The organism is Pseudomonas sp. PS01299, from assembly GCF_029960145.1.
GTDB classification, from domain to species: domain Bacteria; phylum Pseudomonadota; class Gammaproteobacteria; order Pseudomonadales; family Pseudomonadaceae; genus Aquipseudomonas; species Aquipseudomonas putida_A.
On record NZ_JASCPO010000033.1, the window covers coordinates 15590 to 41077 of the forward strand.

Sequence of the window (25488 nt, forward strand, 5' to 3'; positions counted from 1 at the left end):
AAGAAACTCCCGGCCTCCCTGACCCCAGGGTCGCCGGGCACGCCTAACCGGCTGATGAGGTACCACACAAGATGTTTAGTTTTATTGCCCGCCGACTGGGGTTGTTGATCCCCACGTTTTTCGGCATCACCTTGCTGACTTTCGCGTTGATTCGCATGATTCCGGGCGACCCCGTGGAAGTGATGATGGGCGAACGTCGGGTCGACCCCGAAATGCACGCTCAGGCAATGGAACGCCTAGGTCTGAACAAACCGCTGTATGCCCAGTACCTGGACTACATCGGCAAACTGGCCCACGGCGATCTCGGCGAATCCCTGCGTACGCGTGAGAGCGTATGGACCGAGTTCACCTCCCTCTTCCCGGCGACCCTGGAACTGTCCATGGCCGCCCTGCTGTTTGCCGGCATCCTCGGTCTTCTGGCCGGGGTGATTGCGGCTCTAAAGCGAGGATCCCTGTTCGACCATGGGGTGATGGGCATCTCCCTGGCGGGGTATTCGATGCCGATCTTCTGGTGGGGCCTGATCCTGATCATGTTCTTCTCGGTGAGCCTGGGCTGGACCCCGGTGTCCGGGCGGATCGACCTGCTTTACGACATCGAGCCGCGCACCGGTTTCATGCTGATCGACACGCTGCTGGCCGATGACATGGGCGCGTTCCTCGATGCCCTGCATCACCTGATCCTGCCGGCCATCGTGCTCGGCACCATTCCGCTGGCGGTGATCGCGCGGATGACCCGTTCGTCGATGCTCGAAGTGCTGCGTGAAGACTACATCCGTACCGCCAAGGCCAAAGGCCTGTCGCCCTCGCGCGTGGTGTTCGTGCACGGCCTGCGCAACGCGCTGATTCCGGTGCTGACCGTGGTCGGCCTGCAAGTCGGCACCCTGCTGGCCGGTGCAGTCCTGACCGAAACCATTTTCTCCTGGCCCGGCATCGGTAAATGGCTGATCGAAGCCATCGGCGCCCGGGACTACCCGGTTGTGCAAAACGGCATCCTGTTAATCGCCTGCCTGGTGATTCTGGTCAACTTCGTAGTGGACATCCTCTACGGCTTTGCCAACCCACGCATCCGTCATCAGCGCTGAGGTCCATACCATGAGCACTCCAACATCCTCAGTAGCCACTTCCGCCCCAAACGCGGATCAAAGCCTGCTGTACCCGTCACCGTACAAAGAATTCTGGCAAGCCTTCTCCAAGAACAAGGGCGCGGTTGCCGGCCTGTTGTTCATGCTGCTGGTGATTTTCTGCGCGATCTTCGCGCCGTGGGTCGCCCCGCATAACCCGAGCGAGCAATACCGGGACTTCCTGCTGACGCCACCGGCGTGGCTCGAAGGCGGGCAGATGCAATTCCTGCTCGGCACCGATGAACTGGGTCGCGACCTGCTGTCACGGCTGATCCAGGGTTCGCGCCTGTCGCTGCTGATCGGTCTGTCGTCGGTGGTGATGTCGCTGATCCCGGGGATCCTGCTGGGTCTGTTCGCCGGTTTCTTCCCGAAAATGATCGGCCCGACCATCATGCGTCTGATGGACATCATGCTGGCCCTGCCGTCCCTGCTGCTGGCTGTGGCGATCGTCGCCATCCTCGGCCCTGGCCTGATCAACACCGTGATCGCCATTGCTGTGGTATCGCTGCCGTCCTACGTGCGTCTGACCCGTGCTGCGGTAATGGGCGAACTGAACCGCGACTACGTGACCGCCGCACGCCTGGCCGGTGCCGGTCTGCCACGCCTGATGTTCATCACCGTGCTGCCCAACTGCATGGCGCCGCTGATCGTGCAGGCCACCCTGAGCTTCTCCTCGGCGATTCTCGATGCCGCCGCCCTGGGCTTCCTCGGCCTTGGCGTACAACCGCCAACCCCTGAGTGGGGCACCATGCTGGCCTCGGCACGCGACTACATCGAACGCGCCTGGTGGGTCGTGAGTCTGCCTGGTTTGACCATTTTGCTCAGCGTGCTGGCAATCAACTTGATGGGCGACGGTCTGCGCGATGCGCTGGACCCGAAACTCAAGAACGCCGCCTGAGGAGATTCCCATGTCACTGCTAGAAATCAAGAATCTCAACGTTCGCTTCGGCGACAAAACCGCGACACCCGTTGTCGATGGCCTCGACCTGAAAGTCGACAAAGGCGAAGTCCTGGCGATCGTAGGCGAATCGGGTTCGGGTAAATCCGTGACCATGATGGCGCTGATGGGCCTGATCGAGCATCCCGGCATCGTCACCGCCGACTCGCTCAGCTTTGACGGCAAAGACATGCTCAAGCTGAGCAATCGCCAGCGTCGGCAAATCGTCGGCAAAGACCTGTCGATGGTGTTCCAGGACCCGATGACCGCGCTCAACCCGAGCTACACCGTCGGTTTCCAGATCGAAGAAGTGCTGCGCCTGCACCTGAAAATGTCCGGCAAGCAAGCGCGCAAACGCGCCATCGAGCTGCTGGAAAAAGTAGAGATCCCGGGCGCCGCCAGCCGTATGGACGCCTACCCGCACCAACTGTCCGGCGGTATGAGCCAGCGTGTCGCGATCGCCATGGCGATTGCCGGCGAGCCGAAACTGCTGATCGCCGACGAACCGACCACGGCACTGGACGTGACGATTCAGGCACAGATCATGGATCTGCTGCTGGCGTTGCAGAAAGAACAGAACATGGGCCTGGTGCTGATCACTCACGACCTCGCGGTTGTGGCCGAAACCGCCCAGCGCGTGTGCGTGATGTACGCCGGCCAGGCTGTCGAAGTCGGTCAGGTGCCGCAACTGTTCGACATCCCGGCGCACCCGTACAGCGAAGCGCTGCTCAAGGCGATTCCGGAACACAGCCAGGGCGCCGAGCGTCTGGCGACACTGCCGGGCATCGTCCCGGGCCGTTATGACCGCCCGCAGGGTTGCCTGCTGTCGCCGCGCTGCCCGTACGTGCAGGACACCTGCCGCGCGCAGCGTCCGGCCCTTGATCCGAAAAGCAACAGCCTCGCGCGCTGCTTCTTCCCGCTGAACCAGGAGGTGGCGTAATGGCCGTCGTACTTACCGCCCGCGACCTGACCCGTCACTACGAAGTCTCCCGTGGCCTGTTCAAGGGGCACGCCACCGTACGCGCGCTCAACGGCGTGTCGTTCGAACTGGAAGCCGGCAAGACCCTCGCCGTAGTCGGCGAATCGGGCTGCGGCAAATCCACCCTCGCCCGCGCCCTGACCCTGATTGAAGAGCCGTCGTCCGGTTCGTTGAAAATCGCCGGCCAGGAAGTGGCTGGCGCCGACAAGGCCCAGCGCAAACAACTGCGCAAAGACGTGCAGATGGTATTCCAGAGCCCGTACGCGTCGTTGAACCCACGGCAGAAAGTCGGTGACCAACTCGGCGAGCCGCTGCTGATCAACACCAACCTGTCCGCCGCTGAACGCCGCGAAAAAGTCCAGGCGATGATGAAGCAGGTCGGCTTGCGTCCCGAGCACTACCAGCGCTATCCGCACATGTTCTCCGGCGGTCAGCGCCAGCGGATCGCTCTCGCCCGGGCGATGATGCTGCAACCGAAAGTGCTGGTGGCGGATGAGCCGACCTCGGCACTGGACGTGTCGATTCAGGCCCAGGTGCTGAACCTGTTCATGGATCTGCAGCAAGAGTTCAACACGGCGTACGTGTTCATCTCGCACAACCTGGCGGTGGTGCAACATGTGGCCGATGACGTGATGGTGATGTACCTCGGTCGCCCGGTGGAAATGGGCCCGAAAGACGCTATCTACGAACGTCCGCTGCACCCGTACACCCAGGCGTTGCTGTCGGCGACCCCGACCATTCACCCGGACCCGAACAAGCCGAAAATCAAGATCGTCGGCGAATTGCCCAACCCGCTGAACCCGCCACCGGGCTGCGCGTTCCACAAGCGCTGCCCGTACGCGACCGAGCGTTGCAGCACTGAAGAGCCGTTGTTGCGTGAATTGGATAATCGCCAGGTGGCCTGCCACTACGCCGAGCAATTCCTCGACGGCGCCGCCTGATTAACGGCGGACGAAATTGTGGGAGCGGGCTTGCTCGCGAATGCGGTGTGACAGTCACTGATAATGGTGACTGGCTCACCGCTTTCGGGAGCAAGCCCCCTCCCACAGGGAACTTGAGTTGTCGCTAAAGCGTTAACCAAACCCCTTCTCCCCCGATTGCGCATCAGTCGGGGAAGAAGGGGTTTTCTTTTGCCGGCGATTTACGACTGGCTGTCGCCTTCGTCATCGTCAGTGTCCGGCTCGTCAGTGGTCGAGTCGTCATCATCCTTGCTGCCGCCCTGATCCTGATCGCCCGGTTCGGATTCCGACTTGGCCAGCATGACCACACCGGCTTGTCCGTGGGCTGCGTTAAACCCCTGTGATGGTGTGGCAGAACTTGCCCACGCCGCCGTAGTGCCAAGCGTCAACATCACCAAAACCTTAAGCAACAGCACAATGCGTTGAAAAATGCTCATAGCCATTTCCATCCTTTCGTGGTTGAAGCCTGGGGTGCCGATCCGGCGCTGAATGAAATCTAGTTCCGATCAGTCCGGTTCACCAGATAGGACGCTGACCAACCCCGGGAAATGCCCCGGTACGGCAGATCACTTGTGAATAACCGCTATAACCGAATCAGCTAAGCGAGGCCGTGCGTTTGCTGGTGGCCAGCGCCTTGTCCTGGGTCGATGAGCGCGTCGCCAAGCAGATCAGCGGCAAGGTCAACAACGCCAGTGTCGCGCTTGCAAGCCATACACTGTGGCCGCCGAAGCGACCATACAACTGACCACTCAACACCGGCGACAGCAATGCACTGGCGCTCCAGCTCATGAAAAACAGGCCGAAATACTGGCCGCTTTTGCCGCCCTGCGCATGCCGCATGACCAGCACATTCATCGGCGGCATGAAAAAAGCTTCACCCAACGTCCAGATCACCGTCGACAAACACACGTAAAACAGCCCCGAACCAAACGGCAGCATTCCCAACCCGACCGCCAGCAACACACAACCCGCCAGCAATTGCCGACGCAAGCCCCAGCGCTCGCCCCAATGCGTCAGTGGTATCTGCAGCGCCACCACCAGCATCGCGTTAAGCCCGAACTGCCAGCCGATGGCCTCGGTGCTTAAGTGGTAGTAGTCGCGCAGATAGTTGCCCAGCGTGCTGTAAACCGTGTCGAAGGCCATCCCCAGCAACACGGCCGCACCGAGCAGCCAGAGGAACGCCGCGTCGCGCAACGGTGTGCCAGTGCCAGCCTCGGTCACCTCATCGGGCTCGAGCACCTCACGGTGCCAGGTAGTGCGCACAAACCACAGCAACGCCAGCAACGTCATCGCCGCACTGACAAAAAACACCCAACGGAAATCCATCTGCGCCAACACCCCGCCCGCCACACCTGCGGCGGCGATGCCAAGGTTGCGCGCCACCCGGCTCAAGGCCTGCGCGCGCGAGCGTTGAGCGACTTCGCAGTACTCCATGATCAGGCGTTGGTGCAGGGTGCGAATGGCCCCATCGATCGTCCCGCTGAGCAACAGCAATGCCGCAAGCAACGGCACTTGCGAGACCAGCCCCAGCAGGATCAACACCCACACCGAAACAAAGAACAGCGTCGCCGTCAGCCGCGCCGTGCGCACATGATCACTGAGCAGCCCACCGAGCATCGAACCGACCAACAACCCGGCACCATAGGCCGACAGCAACCAGCCGACGGTTTCAATCGCCAGCCCCAGCTCCTGACGCAGATACAGCGCCATGAACAACTTGACCATGCTGCTCAGACGATTGATGAACAGCAACGCCGCAAGCACCCAGGCCATCAGACTGAAATAGCCATTGGGGCGCAGCAGATGGATGAGGTTGCGCGTCATTCCATTGACCTCTCAAAGCGACTGGCGTGACCTGGAACACTAACGTCCAGCGCGCCGGTTGTCGCGTTCAAGAACCTTGAGATCTCAAAATACGGATTCGTCCTACAGTCCCTGCAAGGAGCTTCCTTCAGTCGCTCAATTGGATTAGAGAAACTGGTCGGCTGTCAGGCCGCCATCGCCAGCAGGCTGGCTCCTACAGTGGGAATGGGTGCGGTCAGCTGGAGACTGGTCGGCTGTCAGGCAGCCTTCGCGAGCAAGCCCGCTCCCACAGGTTGAACCCGGTGTATTCAGGTAGAGATTGGTCGGCTGTCAGGCCGCCTTCGCTGGCGAGCCAGCCCCCACAGAAGAGCCTGAGCCGAACGCATGCTTTTCACCACTCAAATGGCCGAGTGTCAGCTCGCCGAAAGCTTTTGATCTTGATCCACGGGCGACGTCGGAAGGCTGAGTGGAGGGATTGATCCGGGGGTGGGAGCGCAGCGACCGTTTGGCGAAGCCAAACACAGCGAGAGGAGGTGCAGCGAAGCAAACCGTAGGCGCTGCGCCCGGATCAATCCCGCAGCGAAGGGACCCCGAGCCCCAGCGAGTGGGCCGAACGCAGGAGCAAGCCTTTTGGGTTACCTTTTCGGCGTTTGGAAAAGGTGACTCGCCGTAAGGGCGAAACCCTTAGTAGCCGTTACCAAAAAAACGGATATGTACACAAAAAAACCAAGAACCTGGTCGGCCCAAAGGCCGCCAAGACCAAAGCCCCCAAAAAAAAGCCCCCAAGGCCTACACCTCAGGGGCTTTCGAACAAACCAGCTCAGCGCTTAGTGATGCTCACGCGTCGCACGGAATTTCACATCCGGCCACCGCTCTTCCATCAACGCCAGGTTAACCCGCGTCGGCGCCAGGTAGGTCAGGTGCCCACCGCCATCCAGTGCGAGGTTCTCCACCGCCTTGTTGGAAAACTCCTCAAGCTTCTTCTTGTCACTGCATTCAATCCAGCGCGCGGAGTAAACGGTGATCGGCTCATAAGAGCACTCAACCTTGTATTCCTCCTTCAAGCGGCTCGCTACCACATCAAACTGCAGCACACCGACGGCGCCAAGAATGATGTCGTTGCTGCGCTCCGGGAAGAACACCTGGGTCGCGCCTTCTTCGGCCAACTGCTGCAGACCCTGACGCAACTGCTTGGACTTCAGCGGATCACGCAGACGCACACGACGGAACAGCTCCGGGGCGAAGTGCGGGATACCGGTGAAACCGAGGACTTCACCTTCGCTGAAGGTGTCGCCGATCTGGATCGTGCCGTGGTTATGCAGACCGATGATGTCGCCGGCGTACGCCTCTTCCAGCTGTTCACGCTCGGAGGAGAAGAACGTCAGGGCGTCGCCGATGCGCACGTCCTTGCCGGTACGCACGTGGCGCATCTTCATGCCTTTCTCGTACTTGCCGGAGCAGATACGCATGAAGGCGATGCGGTCGCGGTGCTTCGGGTCCATGTTCGCCTGGATCTTGAAGATGAAGCCCGAGAACTTCTCTTCCACCGGCTCCACGGTACGTTCGTTGGCGACACGGGCCAGCGGACGCGGGGCCCAGTCAACTACAGCGTCGAGCACGTGGTCGACACCGAAGTTGCCCAATGCCGTACCGAAGAACACCGGAGTCAGTTGACCGTCGAGGAACTCCTGCTGGTTGAACTCGTGGCAGGCGCCCTGCACCAGTTCCAGCTGTTCGAGGAAGCGATCGTACTCGTCGCCCAAGTGCGCGCGCGCCTCGTCGGAATCGAGCTTCTCGATGATCTTGGTTTCGGTGCGTTCGTGACCGTGACCGGCGGTGTAGACAATGATGTAGTCGTCGGCCAGGTGGTACACGCCCTTGAAGTCGCGGTAGCAACCGATCGGCCAGGTGATCGGCGCTGCCTTGATCTTCAGGACGGCTTCGATTTCGTCGAGCAGTTCGATCGGGTCGCGGATGTCACGGTCGAGTTTGTTGATGAAGCTGACGATCGGCGTGTCACGCAGACGGCAGACGTCCATCAGGGCGATGGTCCGTGGCTCAACGCCTTTACCGCCGTCGAGGACCATCAATGCCGAGTCGACCGCCGTCAGGGTGCGGTAGGTGTCTTCGGAGAAGTCTTCGTGGCCCGGTGTGTCGAGCAGGTTGATCATGTGTTCGCGATACGGGAACTGCATGACCGACGTGGTAATGGAAATACCCCGCTGCTTCTCCATCTCCATCCAGTCGGATGTCGCATGGCGGTCGGATTTACGGGATTTCACCGTACCGGCCACTGCAATCGCCTTGCCCATCAACAGGAGCTTTTCGGTGATCGTGGTTTTACCGGCATCGGGGTGGGAAATAATGGCGAAAGTGCGGCGTTTCGCGACTTCGGCGGCCTGGTTGGTCATGGGAAATCGCCTGGCGGTGATTCAAAAAAGGGCCGCGATTATAGCCCAACTCGATGCAATAACCGAACCGTTGAGCACATTAAGGGTGGCCAAATGCTGCCCCAGATGGGAACCTTTTAAAGCACGGAGACGTCCATCCCCTGTTACGACATTTCGTCAGGGGCTGAAAAATCAGCAAGTTAGCCTGACGAGGCTGCGCTCATGGCTCGCTTTCAGACCGCTTGTTGCCGGTGCTGAAGGAGCTGCTTCTCGCGAACGTTTATTCCCGGCAGCCAAGGCTTGGCATGCCACACGGGAGAGCGTTCGCCGACTATAAAAAAGGAGTCCGCCTGTGGCTATCCGCTATGGCAAAGGGCTGATGGGAGGTGCGGTGGTTATCGCGCTCCTGGCCCTGCTGATCCACTGGATCGGCATCAACACGATCGAACACTACCGCGACGATTTGTTGTTTTACCTGCAAGCTCATCTGATTCTCGTCCTCGCTTCAATGCTGGCCGCCCTGGTCATGGGCATCCCCGCCGGTATCTTCCTCAGTCGCCCGACCATGGTCGGCCGCGCTGAACGCTTCATGCAGATCTTCAATATCGGCAACACCGTGCCACCGCTGGCTGTACTGGCGATTGCCCTGGGGGTTCTCGGCATCGGCAGTGGTCCGGCGATCTTCGCTCTGTTCCTCGCGTCCCTGTTGCCGATTGTGCGCAACACCTACGAAGGTCTGAAAAACGTCCAGGGTTCGCTGAAAGAAGCCGCCGTCGGCATCGGCATGACCCCGCGCCAGGTGTTGTGGAAAGTCGAATTGCCCAACGCCGTGCCGATCATCATCGGTGGCGTGCGCGTGGCACTGGCGATCAATGTCGGCACCGCGCCGCTGGCCTTCCTGATCGGCGCCAACAGCCTCGGCAGCCTGATCTTCCCTGGCATCGCCCTGAACAATCAGCCGCAACTGCTGCTCGGCGCCGCGTGCACCGCGCTGATGGCCCTGCTGCTCGATGGCGTGGTCACCCTCGCCAGCCGTCTCTGGCTGGAACGCGGTTTGCGCCCGTCTTAAGGCTTTTGCGAAGGAATACTTATGAAACGATTTAGCTTGATCTTAGGCTGCATCATGCTGTTCGCAGGATTTGCCCAGGCGGCGGAAAAACCGCTCATTCGCCTCGGCGCCCGGGTGTTCACCGAGCAGACCCTGCTCGCGGAAATCACCGCGCAATACCTGCGCAGCAAAGGCTACGACGCGCAGATCACCGGCGGTCTGGGCAGCAACCTCGCCCGCAGCGCTCACGAAAGCGGACAACTGGACATGCTCTGGGAATACACCGGCGTGTCGCTGGTGGCCTACAACCATGTCACCGAGAAACTCGACAGCGAACAGTCCTACGCCCGGGTCAAAGAACTCGACGCGAAAAAAGGCCTGGTCTGGCTGACCCCGTCGAAATTCAGCAACACCTACGCCCTCGCCCTGCCGAAAAAAGTCGCCGAGGAGTATCCGCAGATCAACACCATCAGTGACCTGAACAAGGTGCTGCGCGATGAGGCCAAGACCAATCACCTGGTGGCGCTGGACACCGAGTTCGCCAACCGCTCCGACGGTCTGGACGGCATGGTCAAGCTCTACGACATGAACCTGACCCGCAAGAACATCCGGCAGATGGACGCCGGGCTGGTCTACACCGCGCTGCGCAACGGCCAGGTGTTTGCCGGTCTGGTCTACACCACCGACGGTCGCCTCAACGCCTTCGGCTTGAAGCTGCTGGAAGACGACAAGCACTACTTCCCCGACTACACCGCCGCGCCGGTGGTGCGTCAGGCGTATCTGGACAAGCACCCGCAACTGGCCGAGCAACTCAAGCCGCTGGCGCAACTGTTCGACGACGAAACCATGCGCCAGCTCAACGCGCGGGTCGATGTCGATCACGAAAGCCCATCGAAAGTCGCCGCGGATTTCCTGCGCCAGCACCCACTCAACTAAGGAGGAAAAGTCATGGAATTTCTCAACGCCTTTTCCCACCTCGACTGGCAGCAGGTGATGCACCTGACCTGGCAGCACATCACCCTGGTCGGCATCGCGGTAACGCTGGCGATTCTCATCGGTGTGCCGCTGGGCATTCTGATGACGCGCTTCCCGAGCCTCGCCGGTCCCTTGCAGGCCAGCGCCACGGTGCTGCTGACCGTGCCGTCGATTGCCCTGTTCGGCCTGCTGCTGCCGTTCTACTCCAAATTCGGCCAGGGCCTGGGGCCGATGCCGGCGATCACCGCAGTGTTCCTCTATTCGCTGCTGCCGATCATGCGCAACACCTACCTCGCCCTGACGGGCGTCGAGCCGGGCATTCGTGAAGCTGCACGCGGCATCGGCATGACCTTCGGCCAGCGCCTGCGCATGGTCGAATTGCCGATTGCGGTGCCGGTGATCCTCGCCGGGGTGCGCACCGCGGTGGTGATGAACATCGGCGTGATGACCATCGCCGCGACCATCGGCGCCGGTGGCCTTGGCGTGCTGATCCTCGCCTCCATCAGCCGCAGCGACATGTCGATGCTGATCGTCGGCGCGCTGCTGGTCAGTCTTCTGGCGATCTTCGCCGACCTTCTCCTGCAGTGGCTGCAACGTACGCTGACTCCAAAAGGACTCCTCAAATGATCGAACTTCAAAACCTCAGCAAGACCTTCCAGAGCAACGGCAAAGATGTCAAAGCCGTGGACTCGGTAAGCCTGACCGTCAATGAAGGCGAAATCTGTGTGTTCCTCGGGCCATCGGGTTGCGGCAAAAGCACCACGCTGAAAATGATCAACCGGCTGATCAAGCCAACCTCGGGCAAGATCCTGATCAACGGCGAAGACACCACCGACCTCGACGAAGTCACCCTGCGCCGCAACATCGGCTACGTGATCCAGCAGATCGGTCTGTTCCCGAACATGACCATCGAAGAGAACATCGTCGTGGTGCCGAAACTGCTCGGCTGGGACAAACAGAAATGCCACGACCGCGCTCGCGAACTGATGAGCATGATCAAGCTGGAACCCAAGCAGTATCTGCATCGCTACCCGCGTGAACTGTCCGGCGGCCAGCAACAGCGGATCGGCGTGATCCGCGCACTAGCGGCCGATGCCCCGCTGTTGTTGATGGACGAGCCGTTCGGTGCGGTCGACCCGATCAACCGCGAGATGATCCAGAACGAGTTCTTCGAGATGCAACGGGCGCTGAACAAGACCGTGATCATGGTCAGCCACGACATCGACGAAGCGATCAAGCTCGGTGACAAGATCGCGATCTTCCGCGCCGGTAAACTGCTGCAGATCGATCACCCGGACACCCTGCTTGCGCATCCGGCGGACGACTTTGTCAGCAACTTCGTCGGTCAGGACAGCACCCTCAAGCGCCTGCTGCTGGTGAAGGCTGAAGACGCAGCGGACAACGCGCCGTCAGTCAGCCCCGAAACCCCGGTGGCTGATGCGCTGGAGTTGATGGACGAGCATGACCGCCGCTATGTGGTGGTCACCTGTGCCGAGAACAAGGCGCTGGGCTATGTGCGTCGTCGCGACCTGCACCGCCAGACCGGCACCTGCGCGCAGTATCTGCGTGAGTTCAACGCCACCGCGGCGTACGACGAACATCTGCGCATCCTGTTGTCGCGCATGTACGAATTCAACCGTTCGTGGCTGCCGGTGATGGATGCCGAGCGGGTGTTCCTCGGTGAGGTGACGCAGGAGTCGATCGCAGCCTATCTGAGCTCGGGTCGTTCGCGCGGGATGAAGACCAATATCGTCTCGCCGGCTGAGGCTGTAATCGCGTAAAAACTCCAAACCTGTGGGAGCGGGCTTGCTGGCGAATGCGTAGTGGCCGTCGGCGGTGATGTCGGCTGTGAAAATGCCTTCGCGAGCAAGCCCGCTCCCACAGGATTCGTGCAATTTCCTGATGATTCGCAGGGCGGAAAAGAATCTCAACAGCTGCGTTCACAGAACCTCTGCAAACACCCGCTCCCAAACGGCCAAAATCCCCCTCACATCCACCTCTCGCCGCCAACGTCGCCGATGTTGCGCCGATCACACTTCCCGGCTAATTAGCCGACAAAAGCCGCGAACGTGCAGGTATTTTTAACACATGAAAATTCCCCGGGAACATCTGTCCGTCATCTGGGTCGGCTACAAAGAGTGATATCCGCGACGTACGTCAGAAGCGTGCAAAAACGCGACATTTTTAGTTGATCTCACGCCCCTCACGCCCTAAAGTTCGCGCCGAACGTCCATGCTGGAAACGATCCATCCGGCTCAAGTACTGACGACGAGACAGCAAGGCCAAGGGCAGATACGCCCGTGGCCTTTTTGCTTTCGGCGACATGCCTTGGGAAGTAGGCGAACCAAAGTGGGGATACGGAGGACGTTCATTTACACCCATGTTTTTACCCGTTTGCCCATAGGAGCACTCCAGCATGTCGATCCAGGTCGAAGACTATTTCGCGCGCGAAACCTTTCAGAAAATGAAGGCGTTCGCCGACAAACAGGAAACCCCGTTCGTGGTGATCGACACCGCGATGATCAGCCAGGCCTACGATGACCTGCGCGCCGGTTTCGAATTCGCCAAGGTCTACTACGCGGTCAAGGCCAACCCGGCTGTCGAGATCATCGACCTGCTCAAAGAGAAAGGCTCGAGCTTCGACATCGCCTCCATCTATGAGCTGGACAAAGTGCTGAGCCGTGGCGTCAGCCCGGACCAGATCAGCTACGGCAATACCATCAAAAAGTCCAAGGACATCCGCTACTTCTACGAGAAGGGTGTGCGCCTGTTCGCCACCGACTCCGAAGCCGACCTGCGCAACATTGCCAAGGCTGCGCCGGGTGCGAAAGTCTATGTACGTATCCTCACCGAAGGCTCGACCACCGCTGACTGGCCACTGTCGCGCAAGTTCGGCTGCCAGACCGACATGGCCATGGACCTGCTGATCCTCGCCCGCGACCTGGGCCTGGTGCCGTACGGCATCTCGTTCCACGTCGGTTCGCAACAGCGCGACATCAGTGTCTGGGACGCGGCGATCGCCAAGGTCAAAGTGATCTTCGAGCGCCTGAAAGAAGAAGACGGCATCCACTTGAAGCTGATCAACATGGGTGGCGGCTTCCCGGCCAACTACATCACCCGCACCAACAGCCTGGAAACCTACGCCGAAGAAATCATCCGCTTCCTGAAGGAAGACTTCGGCGATGACCTGCCGGAAATCATTCTGGAGCCGGGCCGTTCGTTGATCGCCAACGCCGGCATTCTGGTCAGCGAAGTCGTGCTGGTCGCGCGTAAATCCCGCACCGCCGTCGAGCGTTGGGTGTATACCGATGTGGGTAAATTCTCCGGCCTGATCGAAACCATGGACGAGGCGATCAAGTTCCCGATCTGGACCGAGAAGAAAGGCGAGATGGAAGAAGTGGTCATCGCCGGCCCGACCTGCGACAGCGCCGACATCATGTACGAGAACTACAAGTACGGTCTGCCGCTGAACCTGGCCATTGGTGACCGTCTGTACTGGTTGTCGACCGGTGCGTACACCACCAGTTACAGTGCCGTGGAATTCAATGGCTTCCCGCCGCTGAAATCGTTTTACGTGTAACCCGCTCCAGTTTAAAAAAGGCCCATGCTTTCATGGGCCTTTTTTATTTCCCTCGATTATTAGTCTCGATTATTTAGTTACAGCGACGACCTGCTCGCTCAGAACAAAACTTAATCAGCGGCGACAGTTCGCGCCAATACGAAACATATCAAAAATCACAAATAATAACTAACAACCCGTCACACTCAATACATGTACTTAAATACCAATTCGAATTTACCCTGAGGACTCAAACCACACCTAAAGGGAATTTAAAGTGCAACCAAGCCAAAACCCGCTTATCACTAAAGACGACGTCAGAAAAATCAAAAACTACGTCTCCGCCACCAAAACATTGCCACGTAACATCGAGGACCTGGAAAAACAATTACAGACAAAACAGACAGGCATTGTCGGGCTCGAGCTGATCGACATTGTCGAACTCTATATATCGATCATCAATAACGCCAGCTCCTGGGCCGATATCGAATACTCGATGAAACGCGTGGCCAGTAGCCTGGCAACTTTCTCGGAGGACCTTGAAAGCTTCGGCCAGGACATTATCAATGCCATCGTGACAATGCCGGGCTACGTCAACTATCTTGGCACCATCGATTCGCTGACCGAGGAAGAAATAAACAAACTTCCGCCATTGGAAATCGGCAAAGAGGAGAAAAACCGCTTTGGCTCCATTCAGGAGTCGCTGGCGTTCATCGCAAGTTCGATCAACCAGAAAAAACTCAGCAGCCAGGACGTCAGCGAGCGTCTGAAATACTTCAAGACTGATCTTAACGAAAAGGTTGCCGTCAACATTGGCAAGAAATTGAAGTTGGCCGGCGATGAGCAAATCAACCAACAGTTGACTGAGCTGAATGCGGCCATCGATCTGGCTCAGCAACGTATTGATGAAAAGGCCAAGGAAACAGAACCCAACTTTTTCGACCACATTCTTGGTTTTATCGTTGCTATCAACGGCAGTCCGTCGGTTTGGTATCAACATCTCGAACGTCAACAATCGATATATTTGAAGCCCTTGCTCGAGCAACGAGAGTTGCTGGCCGCGCAAGTCAAGCAGAAAAATATCCTTGCCGGCACACTCATGGAATTCCAGGCGGGCCTGGATAGCATGTCGCTATATGTAGAGGGCGCTATCCAGAGCACTTCGCAACTGGAGACACTCTGGATCTCCATTACCGATTACATCAGTTCCTCGCAGAACAAAGTCATGGATATGCACGAGTTTCTGACGCTCAGAAGCTTTGTATCAAGTTTGAACATTGTTCTGAAAAACTGGAAATCAGTGCAAATCAACGCAAACCAGCTTATCAGCGCTTTCGACTAAAAATCACTTAACCAACAAGGAAGAATTATCCATGACAACTGTTTCCTATATGCAACCCGACTTCTCTCGCCTGCAAGAAAGCCGCGAGGCTATCCGCTATCAGGCGATCGTAGGTTCTGCAAATCTTTATATCAAAGCCCTCAGCGATGAGTTGCTCGGTTTGAACGCTGCCATCGGTGAACTGGATCTCCTGGCTGCCAACACCATCACCTCGGCCATTTCGACACTGGAGACTGACGAACTGCACGAAAACCTGCAAGCGCTGGCCAATATCAAGAGTGATGATGCCAACTCTGACGTCGAAAAAGCACGCCAGGTGTATTCGCAGATTGTCATGCAACTGATCAAGTTGAACACCGAGCAAATGACCCGCTTGCACTCGTCACTGCACAACGGTGTGTTTGGTGTGCAGAGCATCACCATCAGTAATAACCGTTTCAGGCTTGAAGAGTTGGCCGTTGCCAAAACCAGTCTGGACCGCGAATACAGTGCAGAAAGTATCCCGCTGGCTCAACTGAAAGACGATGAGGCGGTTCTCAATCTGGCGATCACGGCGTTTGAAAAGCTGACATTCATTGATCGAATCAAACCGTTACTCGCACAACTGAAGGCCATCTTCGGCGGCAAACCAAAAACCCCTGAAAGTGCAGCGCTGGAAGCCGGACTGATTGTAGCCAACAAGTTTCTCGACGAAGCCAACGAGCTGATCAAGTACAACGACCTGATAAAGGCGCGGCAAATCATTCAGACCCGCCTCGCCCAGCGTGAGGAGCGTGTGGCCTCCTTGGCAAAACAACTGCGCGAAAACGACGACAAGACCCGCCAGTTGAACGACACGCAAAAGGTTGTGCCGCATCAGCAAACCTACGTCAGTGAGACCGGCAAACTGACGGACGCGTTATCCGCGTTTCTCGCTGCGGTCATGGCTGCGCCGAACGAAGATGTTCAGCTGCGTGGTGGACGAGTGCTCCAAAACAGCGAGGCCTTCCGCAATTACCTGATCCCGCTACAGGGTCGCTGGTTGCGCGGTTGACTGATGGCGCCCGCCCCTCATGACTGATGGAGGGCAGGCACCTCGGCGTCGAGGGCCGCCAGGCGCTGACGGTACTCGGCGCCCATGGCGCGTATCTGCGGATGCGCGGATGCCAGCAGCGATTCGCCGCTGATGCGCAAGAACTTCGCATTGCCAAGCAACAGCGCCTTGCGCAGCCATTGCAGCGCCTCTTCGATTCGCCCCGCTTGGGCCAGAATCGCGGCGTGACTGAACTGCCCGCGGAAATCGCCGCCCTCGGCAGAGCGTCGATACCAGTCATGTGCCGCTGTCAGATCCCTCGGGCACACCCGTCCTTCTTCCAGATAACGTCCGAGCAGGTTCATCGATTTGGCGTGGCCGGCTTCTGCGGCGCTTCGATACAGGGCCAGTGCCTGAAATTGATCCTCAGCCAATCCACGCCCGGTGGCGAGCAGATTGGCCAGGTTATACATCGCCCAGTCCAGTCCGTTATCCGCCGCGACCCGGTAATGCTGCGCGGCAACCGCAGCATTGGCGACACAGCCCCAACCATGCTCATGACAACGACCCAGCATGTTGCGCGCCATCAGATGCCCTTGCCCGGCGGCAATGCCAAACCAGCGTAGCGCCAGCGGCTGATCCTGAGCGATGCCACGGCCATCGAGCAGGATCTGCCCAAGCAGCGCCTGCGCTTCAACAATGCCCTGGCCGGCCGCGAGCAGAATCGCTTGCGCCGCACGCGCCGGGCTTTCTTCAAGCATGGCGTTGAGCTGGGCGCCGTCGAGTACTTCTTCGCGTCGCAGTTGAAAACTCATACCTCGACCCAGCGCCGCAACAGATTGTGATAGGTGCCGGTGAGGCGGATCAGCGACGGGTGATCGGGCATATCTTGAGTGATCTGCTGGATCGCCCCGTCCATCTCGAACAGCAAGGCGCGCTGGCTGTCTTCGCGCACCAGACTTTGCGTCCAGAAGAACGACGCATAACGCGCGCCGCGGGTGACGGCATTGACCTTGTGCAGGCTGGTGCCGGGGTACAGCACCATGTCGCCGGCGGGCAGTTTCACCCGTTGCGTGCCGAAAGTGTCCTGGATCTCCAGCTCGCCGCCGTCGTAATCCTCGGGTTCGCTGAAAAACAGTGTGGCCGACAGATCGGTGCGCACCCGCTCGATGCTGCCTTTGGGCTGACGCACGGCGTTGTCGATGTGAAAGTCGAAACTGCCGCCCGCCGTGTAGCAGTTGAGTAACGGCGGGAATACTTTGTGCGGCAGCGCGGCGGACATGAACAGCGGGTTTTTCCACAAGCGTTCGAGCATCGCTGCGCCGATTTCTTTGGCCAGTGGGTGGCCTTCCGGCAGTTGCAGATTGTGCTTGGCCTTGGCCGACTGATAGCCGGCGGTGATCTTGCCATCGGCCCAATCCGCCTGCTCCAGCGCCTCGCGAATGCGCTGCACTTCGTCTTTCGCGAACAAGCCGGGAATGTGCAGCAGCATGGCGATCGTACCTGATGGTAAAGGGGCGCCAATGGTATTGATTCTTATTGGCCGTGTAAAACCCGCACGACGGATGAATCGGCAAAAACCGTAAGGTCAAATTGTAAAGAATGTAAATTCGTCGCGAATAACAATGTTTCGCAATTGATACGAATACCTGTTTACCCTATATTCCGCGACCTCAAATCCTTGGGGAGGGGAATAAAAATGTCACGTCAACAGGTTCAATTGCCGGTCAGTTCACCACGTTTGCTTGCTTCGGCCATTGGTGTCGCCATCACCGCCGGCTCTGCTGGGCACATGGTCTTCGCCGCGGAAAAGACCGACAGCAAAGCTTCCGGCAATGCCATCGCTCTGGACGCTACCGCCATCACCGGCGAAGCGCAGGACTCGACGTCCTACCAGGTCGAAAAAGCCTCCTCGCCCAAGTACACCGCGCCGCTGGTCGACACGCCGCGCTCGGTCACCGTCATTCCGCAACAAGTCCTGAAAGACACCGGCGCCCTGAACATGCAGGACGCGCTGCGCACCGTGCCGGGCATCACCTTCGGTGCCGGTGAAGGCGGCAACCCGCAGGGCGATCGTCCGTTCATTCGTGGTTTCGACGCCCAGGGCGACACCTACCTCGACGGCGTGCGCGACACCGGTTCGCAGAGTCGCGAAATCTTCGCCGTGGAAAACATTGAAGTCAGCAAAGGCCCGAACTCCGCCATCGGCGGTCGTGGCGCAGCCGGCGGCAGCATCAACCTGGTGAGCAAGAAAGCGCACCTGGGCAATTCGTTTGATGGTGGTTTCACCTGGGGTTCCGACCAGACCCAGCGTTACACCCTGGACGGCAACTACCAGTTCAGCGACACCGCTGCCGGCCGCCTGAACCTGATGAGCCACGAGAGCAACGTCGCCGGTCGCGACAAGGTCGACTACGATCGCTGGGGCATCGCGCCGTCCCTGGCGTTTGGCCTGGGCACCGACACCCGCGTCAACCTCGACTACTACCATCTGGAAAGCAACGACACCCCGGACTCGGGCATTCCCTACACCATTCCGGCCGGCGGTTCGGCAGCACGCACCAAGTCCAACCCGGACAAGCCGTACGCCGGTGGTGATCACAGCAACTTCTACGGTCTGGATCGCGACTTCCGCAAGGGCCGCACCGACACCGCGACCTTCGCCATCGAGCATGACCTGAGCGACTCGCTGACCATCAAGAACACCCTGCGCCACGGCACCAGCATGCAGGATTACATCCTGACTCAGCCGGACGACAGCAAGGGCAACGTCAACAATGGCAGCGTCTGGCGCCGTGCCAACACGCGGGTCAGCAACACCGAGACCACCACCAACCAGACTGACCTGTTCGGCAATTTCTACGTCGCCGGTTTCAAGAACAGCTTCTCCACCGGTGTCGAATACACCCGCGAGGAAGGCCAGAAGTCCTCGTACAACGTCAACACTGACACCACGCCGCGCACCAGCGCTGCGACCACCAATTGCACCCCGTCGATGATTGGTGCATCGAGCGGCTACAACTGCACCTCGCTGTCGAACCCGAACCCGAACGATCCGTGGAACGGCGCGATCTCGCGCAACTACGCCGGCACCGACACCAAGGCCAACACTTACGCGCTGTATGCGTTCGACACCCTGGAGTTGTCCGAGCAGTGGCTGGTGAACATGGGCCTGCGTTACGACCACTTCGACACCGACTACAAGACCTACAACAACGCCGGCACCACCACCTCCAAGGGTGATGACACCAGCGAATTCGTCACCGGTCAGTTCGGCGTGGTCTACAAACCGGCACCGAACGGCAGCATCTACGCCTCCTACGCGACCTCCGCGACGCCACCGGGCAACACCCTCGGTGAAGGCCAGGAAGGCAACCCGCTGGGCGGCACCCCGGATCGCAACGGCAACCTGCTCAAGAGCGACATGGAGCCGGAAACCACCAAGAACTACGAAATCGGCACCAAGTGGGATCTGTTGAACGATCGCCTGTCGCTGACCGCTGACATCTTCCGCACCGAGAAAGAAAACGCTCGCGTACAAGTCGACACCACCTCCTACGAGAACGCCGGCAAGACCCGCGTGCAAGGTATCGAGCTGTCGGCCAGCGGCAAGATCACTGACAAGTGGCAAGTGTTCGCCGGCTACGCCTTCATGGACAGCGAACAGGTGGACGGCGGTGACCTGCCGGCCAACAAAATCAACAACGGTAACGAGTTGCCCAACACGCCGAAAAACAGCGCCAGCCTGTGGACCACTTATCAGGTCACACCGAAGCTGACCCTCGGTGGCGGCGCGTTCTACGTCGACGACGTTTACGGCAGCGTGGCCAACACCACGATGGTCGATTCCTATGTACGTTACGACGCGATGGCCGCCTACAAGCTGAGCAAGAACGTCGACCTGCAACTCAACGTGCAGAACCTGACCAATGAAACCTACTACGACAAAGCCTTCTCGACCCACTTCGCCAACCAGGCGGCGGGCCGTACGGCGCTGTTGAGCACCAACTTCCACTTCTGATGGATGCTTTAAATGTGGGAGCGGGCTTGCTCGCGAAGGCGATGTGTCAGTGAAATAGATATCGACTGACACGACGCATTCGGGAGCAAGCCCCCTCCCACAGTTAATGCAATCAGCAGATCCGGCCCCGTTCATTAGATTGAACGGGGCCTTTGTGCGTAATCAAAGAAGCTCTCGACAACCCACGGCATAATGCGCGCCGTGATGACAATTTTCGAACGGACAAGGCGAGCGACGTGTTGAAGAAAACCCTGTTCCAGTTGCACTGGTTTTTCGGCATCACTGCCGGGCTGGTGCTGGCCCTGATGGGCATTACCGGTGCCGCCTATTCGTTCCAGGACGAAATCCTGCGGGCGCTGAACCCGTCGGTGTTGCAAGTGGAAAAACAGGTCGCTGGCGTCCTGCCTCCGGTCGAGTTGGTGGAGCACATCGAAGCGAACTCCGGCAAGAAAGTCGGGATGCTCTGGGTCGAAACCGACAGCGGCAACGCCGCGCGCGTCTACTTCACCCCGCCCAAAGGCGAACGCCGTGGCGAGATGCGCTACTTCGACCCATACACCGGCGAGTTCATGGGCGACGCCGTGGGTCAGGACTTCTTCGGCCTGATGCTGCAACTGCACCGCTTTCTCGCCATGGGCGACACCGGGCGCAACATCACCGGCGCCTGCACCCTGATCCTGCTGTTCTTCTGCCTCTCCGGGCTGTATCTGCGCTGGCCACGCCAGTGGAACAGCTGGCGCGTGTGGCTGACCCTCGACTGGAAGAAAAAGGGCCGCAGCTTCAACTGGGATCTGCACTCGGTGGCCGGCACCTGGTGCCTGCTGGTGTACCTGCTGCTGGCGTTGACCGGGTTGTCCTGGTCGTACGAGTGGTACAACAAGGGCCTGACCAGACTGCTTTCCGATGCGCCGCAAAACGAGCGCGTGCGCGGCGGTCGCGGCGCGGCGTCAGAAGGTCCGGCACCGACCGCCGACTATGCGGCGATGTGGAGCAGCATCTACAGCGCTGCCGGCCCGGGCCTGTCGGCCTACAACATCCGCATGCCGCCAGTGGCCGGGCAACCGGCGACCGTATTCTATCTGCTCGACAGCTCGCCGCATGATCGCGCGCTGAACCAGATCACCCTCGACCCGGCCACCGGCGTGGTCAAACGTGTCGACCGCTACGCTGACAAGAGCTTCAAGGCGCAGCTGTTGACCAGCATTTACGCACTGCACGTCGGCAGCTATTTCGGCCTCGTCGGACGGATCATCGTCACCCTCGCCGCCGTGTGCATGCCGCTGTTTTTCATCACCGGGTGGCTGCTGTATCTGGATCGCCGACGCAAGAAAAAGCAGATTCAGGACACGCGCAAAGGTCTTCAGGCACCGGCCGCTGATGCACCGGCATGGCTGGTGGGTTTCGCCAGCCAGAGCGGTTTTGCCGAGCAACTGGCGTGGCAGACCGCCGGGCAATTGCAAGCCGCCGGGTTGCCGGTGAAGGTGCAGCCGCTGGCGAACGTCAGCGCGCAGGATCTGCGTGAATCGAATAACGCGCTGTTCGTGGTCAGCACCTTCGGCGACGGCGAAGCACCGGACAGCGCGCGTGGTTTCGAGCGCAAAGTGCTGAGCAACGCTGCAAGCTTCGACGGCCTGAACTATGCGGTGCTGGGCCTCGGCGACCGCCAGTACCAGAATTTCTGCGGTTTCGCCCGACGCCTGCATCAGTGGCTGGGCGAGCACGGCGGCAAGACCCTGTTCGCCCCGGTCGAAGTCGACAGCGGCGACCCGTACGCCCTGCGTCACTGGCAAACCCAGCTCGGACAGTTGACCGGGCAGGCGCCGGTCGACACCTGGCAAGCGCCGAGCTACGACAACTGGACGCTGGTCAGCCGCGAACTGATGAACCCCGACAGCAGCGGCGCGCCGGTGTACCTGCTGGGCCTGAAGGCGCCGAGCACCAGCAGCTGGCTGGCCGGCGATCTGGTGGAAGTGTTGCCGCGCAACTGTGCGTGGGCGATCGAGCATTTCCTCGACGGCCTCGGCATTCGTGGCGAAACCACGGTGAAGATCAACGGCCTCGAGGAGCCACTGGAAATCGCCCTCGCCAGCCGCCAGTTGCCCGAACATCGCGCGCATCTGGTCGGCCTGCATGCACAAGCGCTGGTGGATGCGATGGTGCCGCTGGCCATGCGCGAATACTCGATCGCCTCGATTGCCGCCGACGGCGTGCTGGAACTGATCGTGCGTCAGGAACAACACAGCGACGGCAGCCTCGGCATCGGCTCCGGCTGGCTGACCGAGCATGCGCCCGTGGGCGGCAGCATCAGCCTGCGCGTGCGGCGCAACAGTGGCTTCCACTTGCCAAACGAACCGGTGCCGATGATTCTGCTGGGCAACGGCACCGGCCTCGCCGGATTGCGCAGCCTGCTCAAAGCACGCATCGCCGACGGTCAGCAGCGTCACTGGCTGCTGTTCGGCGAGCGCAATCGTCAGCACGATTTCCTCTGCCGGGCGGAGCTGGAAGAGTGGTTGATCAATGGTGATCTGGCGCGGCTGGACCTGGCGTTTTCGCGGGATCAGGCGCAAAAGATTTACGTGCAGGATCGCCTGCGCGAATCCGCTGACGAACTGAAGAAATGGCTGGCTGACGGTGCGGTGATCTACATCTGCGGCAGCCTGCAGGGCATGGCCGCCGGCGTCGATCAGGCACTCAACGACATCCTCGGTACCTCCGAAGTCGAACGTCTGATCGAACAGGGCCGCTATCGCCGCGACGTGTACTGACTCAGCCAAAGAGCCCCTCACCCTAACCCTCTCCCGGAGGGAGAGGGGACTGATTGGGGGATGCCGGATAAATACGCCGACCTGAAGGTGATGTACCGAATCCGTAATCGACTCGGTCTTTCAGGTCGACGTACAACTCGATACAACTCCGTAGGCTCCCTCTCCCCGAAAAAGAGAGGGGCTGATTGGGGATGCCGAATTACGCCGCTAGGAAGGTGATTCACCGAATCCATAATCGACTCGGTCTTTCAGGTCGATGTACAACTCGATACAACTCCGTAGGCTCCCTCTCCCCGAAAAAGAGGGGCGCTGATTGGGGATGCCGAATTACGCCGCTATGAAGGTGATTCACCGAATCCGTAATCGACTCGGTCTTTCAGGTCGATGTACAACTCGATACAACTCCGTAGGCTCCCTCTCCCTCCGGGAGAGGGCTGGGGTGAGGGTCCTCGTCTACAGTGAGATTTCCAGCCACTTCACAAGGATCGTGAAGCATGCAAAATCGCCTCACTCTCGCTCAGTTCGCCCGCCAGTTACGCAGCAGCCAAACCGATTGCGAACAATTACTCTGGCAAAAACTTCGTTCACGCCAAGTCGCCAATCTGAAATTCCGCAGGCAGTTTCCATGTCCGCCCTATGTCGTGGATTTTTACTGTGTAGAGCTGAAACTGGCGATTGAGCTGGATGGGGGTCAACACTATGAAATAGCGGGCTTGATCCACGATCAACGTCGGACGCTTTTCCTGGTCCGTCAGGGCATTGAAGTTATGCGGTTCAGTAATCTCGAAGTGATGCAGCAGATGGATGATGTACTGGAGCAAATCACAAGAATTGCCGCGAATCGAAAAATGCCCTCACCCTCCAAGCGGTCCGACGTTTCGGGAGGACCGGGGTGAGGGTTGTTTTTGATCTTCAAACTGGCTGCAATTTCTGCTCGAAAACCGCTACTCCATTCAAATCCCGCAACACCACACTCATCTCCCCGCTCTGCCCTTCGATATTCACCTCGCCAAAGAACTGAAAGCCGGCAAACGGCGAAGCGTTCTGCGTGGGTGGGGCCTTCTGGAATACCACTTCCGGGCCGAAGGTCTTGTCCAGCGGATTAGGACCGAAACTCCCGGCATTCAGCGGCCCGGCGACAAACTCCCAGAACGGTTCGAAATCCTGAAACGCCGCGCGATCCGGGTGGTAGTGATGCGCCGCGCAGTAATGCACGTCGGCAGTCAGGAACACGAAATTGCGCACCTGCTGCGCCCGCAGAAAACCGAGCAACTCGGCGACTTCCAGCTCACGCCCCTGCGCCGGGCCGGGATCACCGTTGGCCACCGCCTCCCAGCGCGCCACGCCCGGGCTGACTTCACCGTCGGGCACGCCGAGGCCGATCGGCATGTCGGCGGCGATCACCTTCCACTGCGCCTTGGAGTGCTTCAAGCCACGCTTGAGCCAGTCCAGTTGCTCGCGCCCCAAAAACGGTTTCGCTGCGCCGAGGTTGTCGTCGTTGGCCCCGCGATAACTGCGCATGTCGAGCACGAACACATCGAGCATCGGCCCGTAGCTGAGCTTGCGATAAATTCGCCCGCCGCCGTCTGCCGCCTGCAAACGCATCGGCGAATATTCCAGCCAGGCCTTGCGCGCGCGGCCGACCAGGGTGTGGATATCTTTTTCCTGATAACGCTCGTCGAGCTGCTTGCCCGGCGACCAGTTGTTGACCACTTCGTGGTCGTCCCACTGCCAGATCTGCGGGACTTCGGCGTTGAAACGGCGGATATTTTCGTCCATCAGGTTGTAGCGATAATTGCCGCGATAATCGTCAAGGGTCTGCGCGACTTTGCTCTTGGCCTCGGTGGTGAGGTTGCGCCAGATACGTCCACCTTCGGTGGTCAGTTGTGCCGGCACCGGGCCGTCGGCGTAGATGGTGTCGCCGCTGTGGATAAAGAAGTCCGGCAGGCGCAGACGCATGGATTCGTAGATGCGCATGCCGCCGATGTCCGGGTTGATGCCGAAACCCTGGCCGACCGTGTCGCCACTCCAGACGAAACGGATATTGCGCCGCGCCTTCGGAGCGCTGCGCAAATGGCCGAGCCACGGCTCGCTGGCGACGCCGGATTGTGCGTCCTTGAAATACACCCGGTAGAAAATCGCCTGATCAGCGGGCAGCCCGGTGAGTTCGACGCGGGCGGTGAAGTCGGTGCGCGCATCGGCCAGTGCCGAGACTACTCGGCGCGGGTGGCGAAACTGGCTACGGGTGTCCCACTCGACCACCATCCGTGCCGGGCGATCGCTGCGGCTCCAGATCATCGCGCGGTCGCCTTGCAAGTCGCCGGACTGCACGCCGTCGGTGAGTTGCGGCCGATCCTTGACCGACGCGATGACCGCCGGCGCCAGCCCCGGCATCAGCAGCCCGGCACCGACCACCTGCATGACCCGCCGACGCCCCGGATTGAAATCGCTCATGCGTGTTCTCCCTGAAAAAAGGAAAACTTAAGCACGGGATGATGAATCCGGCATGACAACACATCCCCCCTGTGGGAGCGGGCTTGCTCGCGAAAGCGGTGTATCAGTTAAAAAGATATCGAC

General features: G+C 59.5%; 20 protein-coding genes. 14 read left to right on the plus strand and 6 right to left on the minus strand.

Translation table 11 applies throughout. The annotated features are described in order from the left end of the window. Positions 1–71 precede the first annotated feature (71 nt). From QMX91_RS08860 to QMX91_RS08875, 4 genes are read left to right on the plus strand one after another with little or no spacing between them, the layout of a single operon-like run. Positions 72–1082, plus strand: a complete 1011-nt coding sequence (locus tag QMX91_RS08860) for an ABC transporter permease subunit (RefSeq protein WP_007953665.1) — start codon at positions 72–74, stop codon at positions 1080–1082. Positions 1083–1092: 10 nt separating this feature from the next. Then, a complete protein-coding gene (locus QMX91_RS08865) occupies positions 1093–2019 on the plus strand; it encodes an ABC transporter permease subunit (protein ID WP_007966702.1) in 927 nt (308 codons plus the stop codon). Between the two features lie 10 nt (positions 2020–2029). Next, on the plus strand, positions 2030–2998 hold the full coding sequence (locus tag QMX91_RS08870) for an ABC transporter ATP-binding protein (RefSeq protein WP_134785427.1): 969 nt from the start codon (positions 2030–2032) through the stop codon (positions 2996–2998). Then, positions 2998–3978, plus strand: coding sequence for a peptide ABC transporter ATP-binding protein (locus tag QMX91_RS08875; RefSeq protein ID WP_027610810.1), 981 nt, complete (start codon positions 2998–3000; stop codon positions 3976–3978). The genes QMX91_RS08870 and QMX91_RS08875 overlap by 1 nt, the downstream gene beginning before the upstream one ends. A 200-nt stretch (positions 3979–4178) precedes the next feature. On the opposite strand, the gene QMX91_RS08880 is transcribed toward QMX91_RS08875, so the two are convergent. The 3 genes from QMX91_RS08880 to QMX91_RS08890 form a co-directional block, all read right to left on the minus strand. Further along, positions 4179–4433, minus strand: coding sequence for a hypothetical protein (locus tag QMX91_RS08880; RefSeq protein ID WP_047291237.1), 255 nt, complete (start codon positions 4431–4433; stop codon positions 4179–4181). Positions 4434–4590: 157 nt separating this feature from the next. Beyond that, the gene (locus QMX91_RS08885) at positions 4591–5820 is read right to left on the minus strand and encodes an MFS transporter (RefSeq protein WP_282412567.1); all 1230 of its coding nucleotides are present in this window, start codon (positions 5818–5820) and stop codon (positions 4591–4593) included. A gap of 806 nt (positions 5821–6626) precedes the next feature. Continuing rightward, positions 6627–8210, minus strand: coding sequence for a peptide chain release factor 3 (locus QMX91_RS08890; RefSeq protein WP_027610807.1), 1584 nt, complete (start codon positions 8208–8210; stop codon positions 6627–6629). A gap of 358 nt (positions 8211–8568) precedes the next feature. Here QMX91_RS08890 and QMX91_RS08895 point away from each other — a divergent pair, with 358 nt between their 5' ends. The 7 genes from QMX91_RS08895 to QMX91_RS08925 all read left to right on the plus strand — a co-directional run bounded on the left by QMX91_RS08895 (position 8569) and on the right by QMX91_RS08925 (position 16146). Further along, the gene (locus tag QMX91_RS08895; protein ID WP_223008139.1) at positions 8569–9258 is read left to right on the plus strand and encodes an ABC transporter permease; all 690 of its coding nucleotides are present in this window, start codon (positions 8569–8571) and stop codon (positions 9256–9258) included. Positions 9259–9279: 21 nt separating this feature from the next. Beyond that, complete coding sequence (locus QMX91_RS08900; RefSeq protein WP_027610805.1) at positions 9280–10173, plus strand: glycine betaine ABC transporter substrate-binding protein; 894 nt, start codon at positions 9280–9282, stop codon at positions 10171–10173. 12 nt (positions 10174–10185) lie between these two features. Then, positions 10186–10839, plus strand: coding sequence for an ABC transporter permease (locus tag QMX91_RS08905; RefSeq protein WP_007965673.1), 654 nt, complete (start codon positions 10186–10188; stop codon positions 10837–10839). Continuing rightward, complete coding sequence (locus QMX91_RS08910) at positions 10836–11993, plus strand: ABC transporter ATP-binding protein (RefSeq protein WP_027610804.1); 1158 nt, start codon at positions 10836–10838, stop codon at positions 11991–11993. The genes QMX91_RS08905 and QMX91_RS08910 overlap by 4 nt, the downstream gene beginning before the upstream one ends. Positions 11994–12628: 635 nt before the next feature. After that, positions 12629–13792, plus strand: coding sequence for a type III PLP-dependent enzyme (locus tag QMX91_RS08915; RefSeq protein WP_027610803.1), 1164 nt, complete (start codon positions 12629–12631; stop codon positions 13790–13792). Between the two features lie 256 nt (positions 13793–14048). After that, the gene (locus tag QMX91_RS08920) at positions 14049–15113 is read left to right on the plus strand and encodes an alpha-xenorhabdolysin family binary toxin subunit A (protein WP_139055902.1); all 1065 of its coding nucleotides are present in this window, start codon (positions 14049–14051) and stop codon (positions 15111–15113) included. A 31-nt stretch (positions 15114–15144) separates the two neighbouring features. Further along, positions 15145–16146 carry an alpha-xenorhabdolysin family binary toxin subunit B gene (locus tag QMX91_RS08925; protein WP_282412568.1) on the plus strand — a complete coding sequence of 334 codons (1002 nt, stop codon included), beginning with the start codon at positions 15145–15147 and terminating at the stop codon, positions 16144–16146. A gap of 17 nt (positions 16147–16163) precedes the next feature. Here QMX91_RS08925 and QMX91_RS08930 read toward each other — a convergent pair whose 3' ends face one another. After that, positions 16164–16940, minus strand: coding sequence for a tetratricopeptide repeat protein (locus QMX91_RS08930; protein WP_282412569.1), 777 nt, complete (start codon positions 16938–16940; stop codon positions 16164–16166). Beyond that, positions 16937–17617 carry a Fe2+-dependent dioxygenase gene (locus tag QMX91_RS08935; RefSeq protein WP_282412570.1) on the minus strand — a complete coding sequence of 227 codons (681 nt, stop codon included), beginning with the start codon at positions 17615–17617 and terminating at the stop codon, positions 16937–16939. The genes QMX91_RS08930 and QMX91_RS08935 overlap by 4 nt, the downstream gene beginning before the upstream one ends. Before the next feature lie 207 nt (positions 17618–17824). Between QMX91_RS08935 and QMX91_RS08940 the strand changes: the two genes are divergently transcribed. The 3 genes from QMX91_RS08940 (at position 17825) to QMX91_RS08950 (ending at position 23807) form a co-directional block, all read left to right on the plus strand. Continuing rightward, entirely contained in the window at positions 17825–20146 is a 2322-nt protein-coding gene (locus tag QMX91_RS08940) for a TonB-dependent siderophore receptor (protein ID WP_282412571.1), read from the plus strand. 236 nt (positions 20147–20382) lie between these two features. Further along, positions 20383–22911, plus strand: coding sequence for a sulfite reductase flavoprotein subunit alpha (locus QMX91_RS08945; RefSeq protein ID WP_282412572.1), 2529 nt, complete (start codon positions 20383–20385; stop codon positions 22909–22911). A gap of 494 nt (positions 22912–23405) precedes the next feature. Continuing rightward, positions 23406–23807, plus strand: a complete 402-nt coding sequence (locus tag QMX91_RS08950) for an endonuclease domain-containing protein (protein ID WP_282412573.1) — start codon at positions 23406–23408, stop codon at positions 23805–23807. Positions 23808–23823: 16 nt separating this feature from the next. Here the strand turns inward: QMX91_RS08950 and QMX91_RS08955 are convergent, their stop codons facing one another. Continuing rightward, positions 23824–25365, minus strand: a complete 1542-nt coding sequence (locus QMX91_RS08955) for an alkaline phosphatase D family protein (protein WP_115988230.1) — start codon at positions 25363–25365, stop codon at positions 23824–23826. Positions 25366–25488 lie beyond the last annotated feature (123 nt).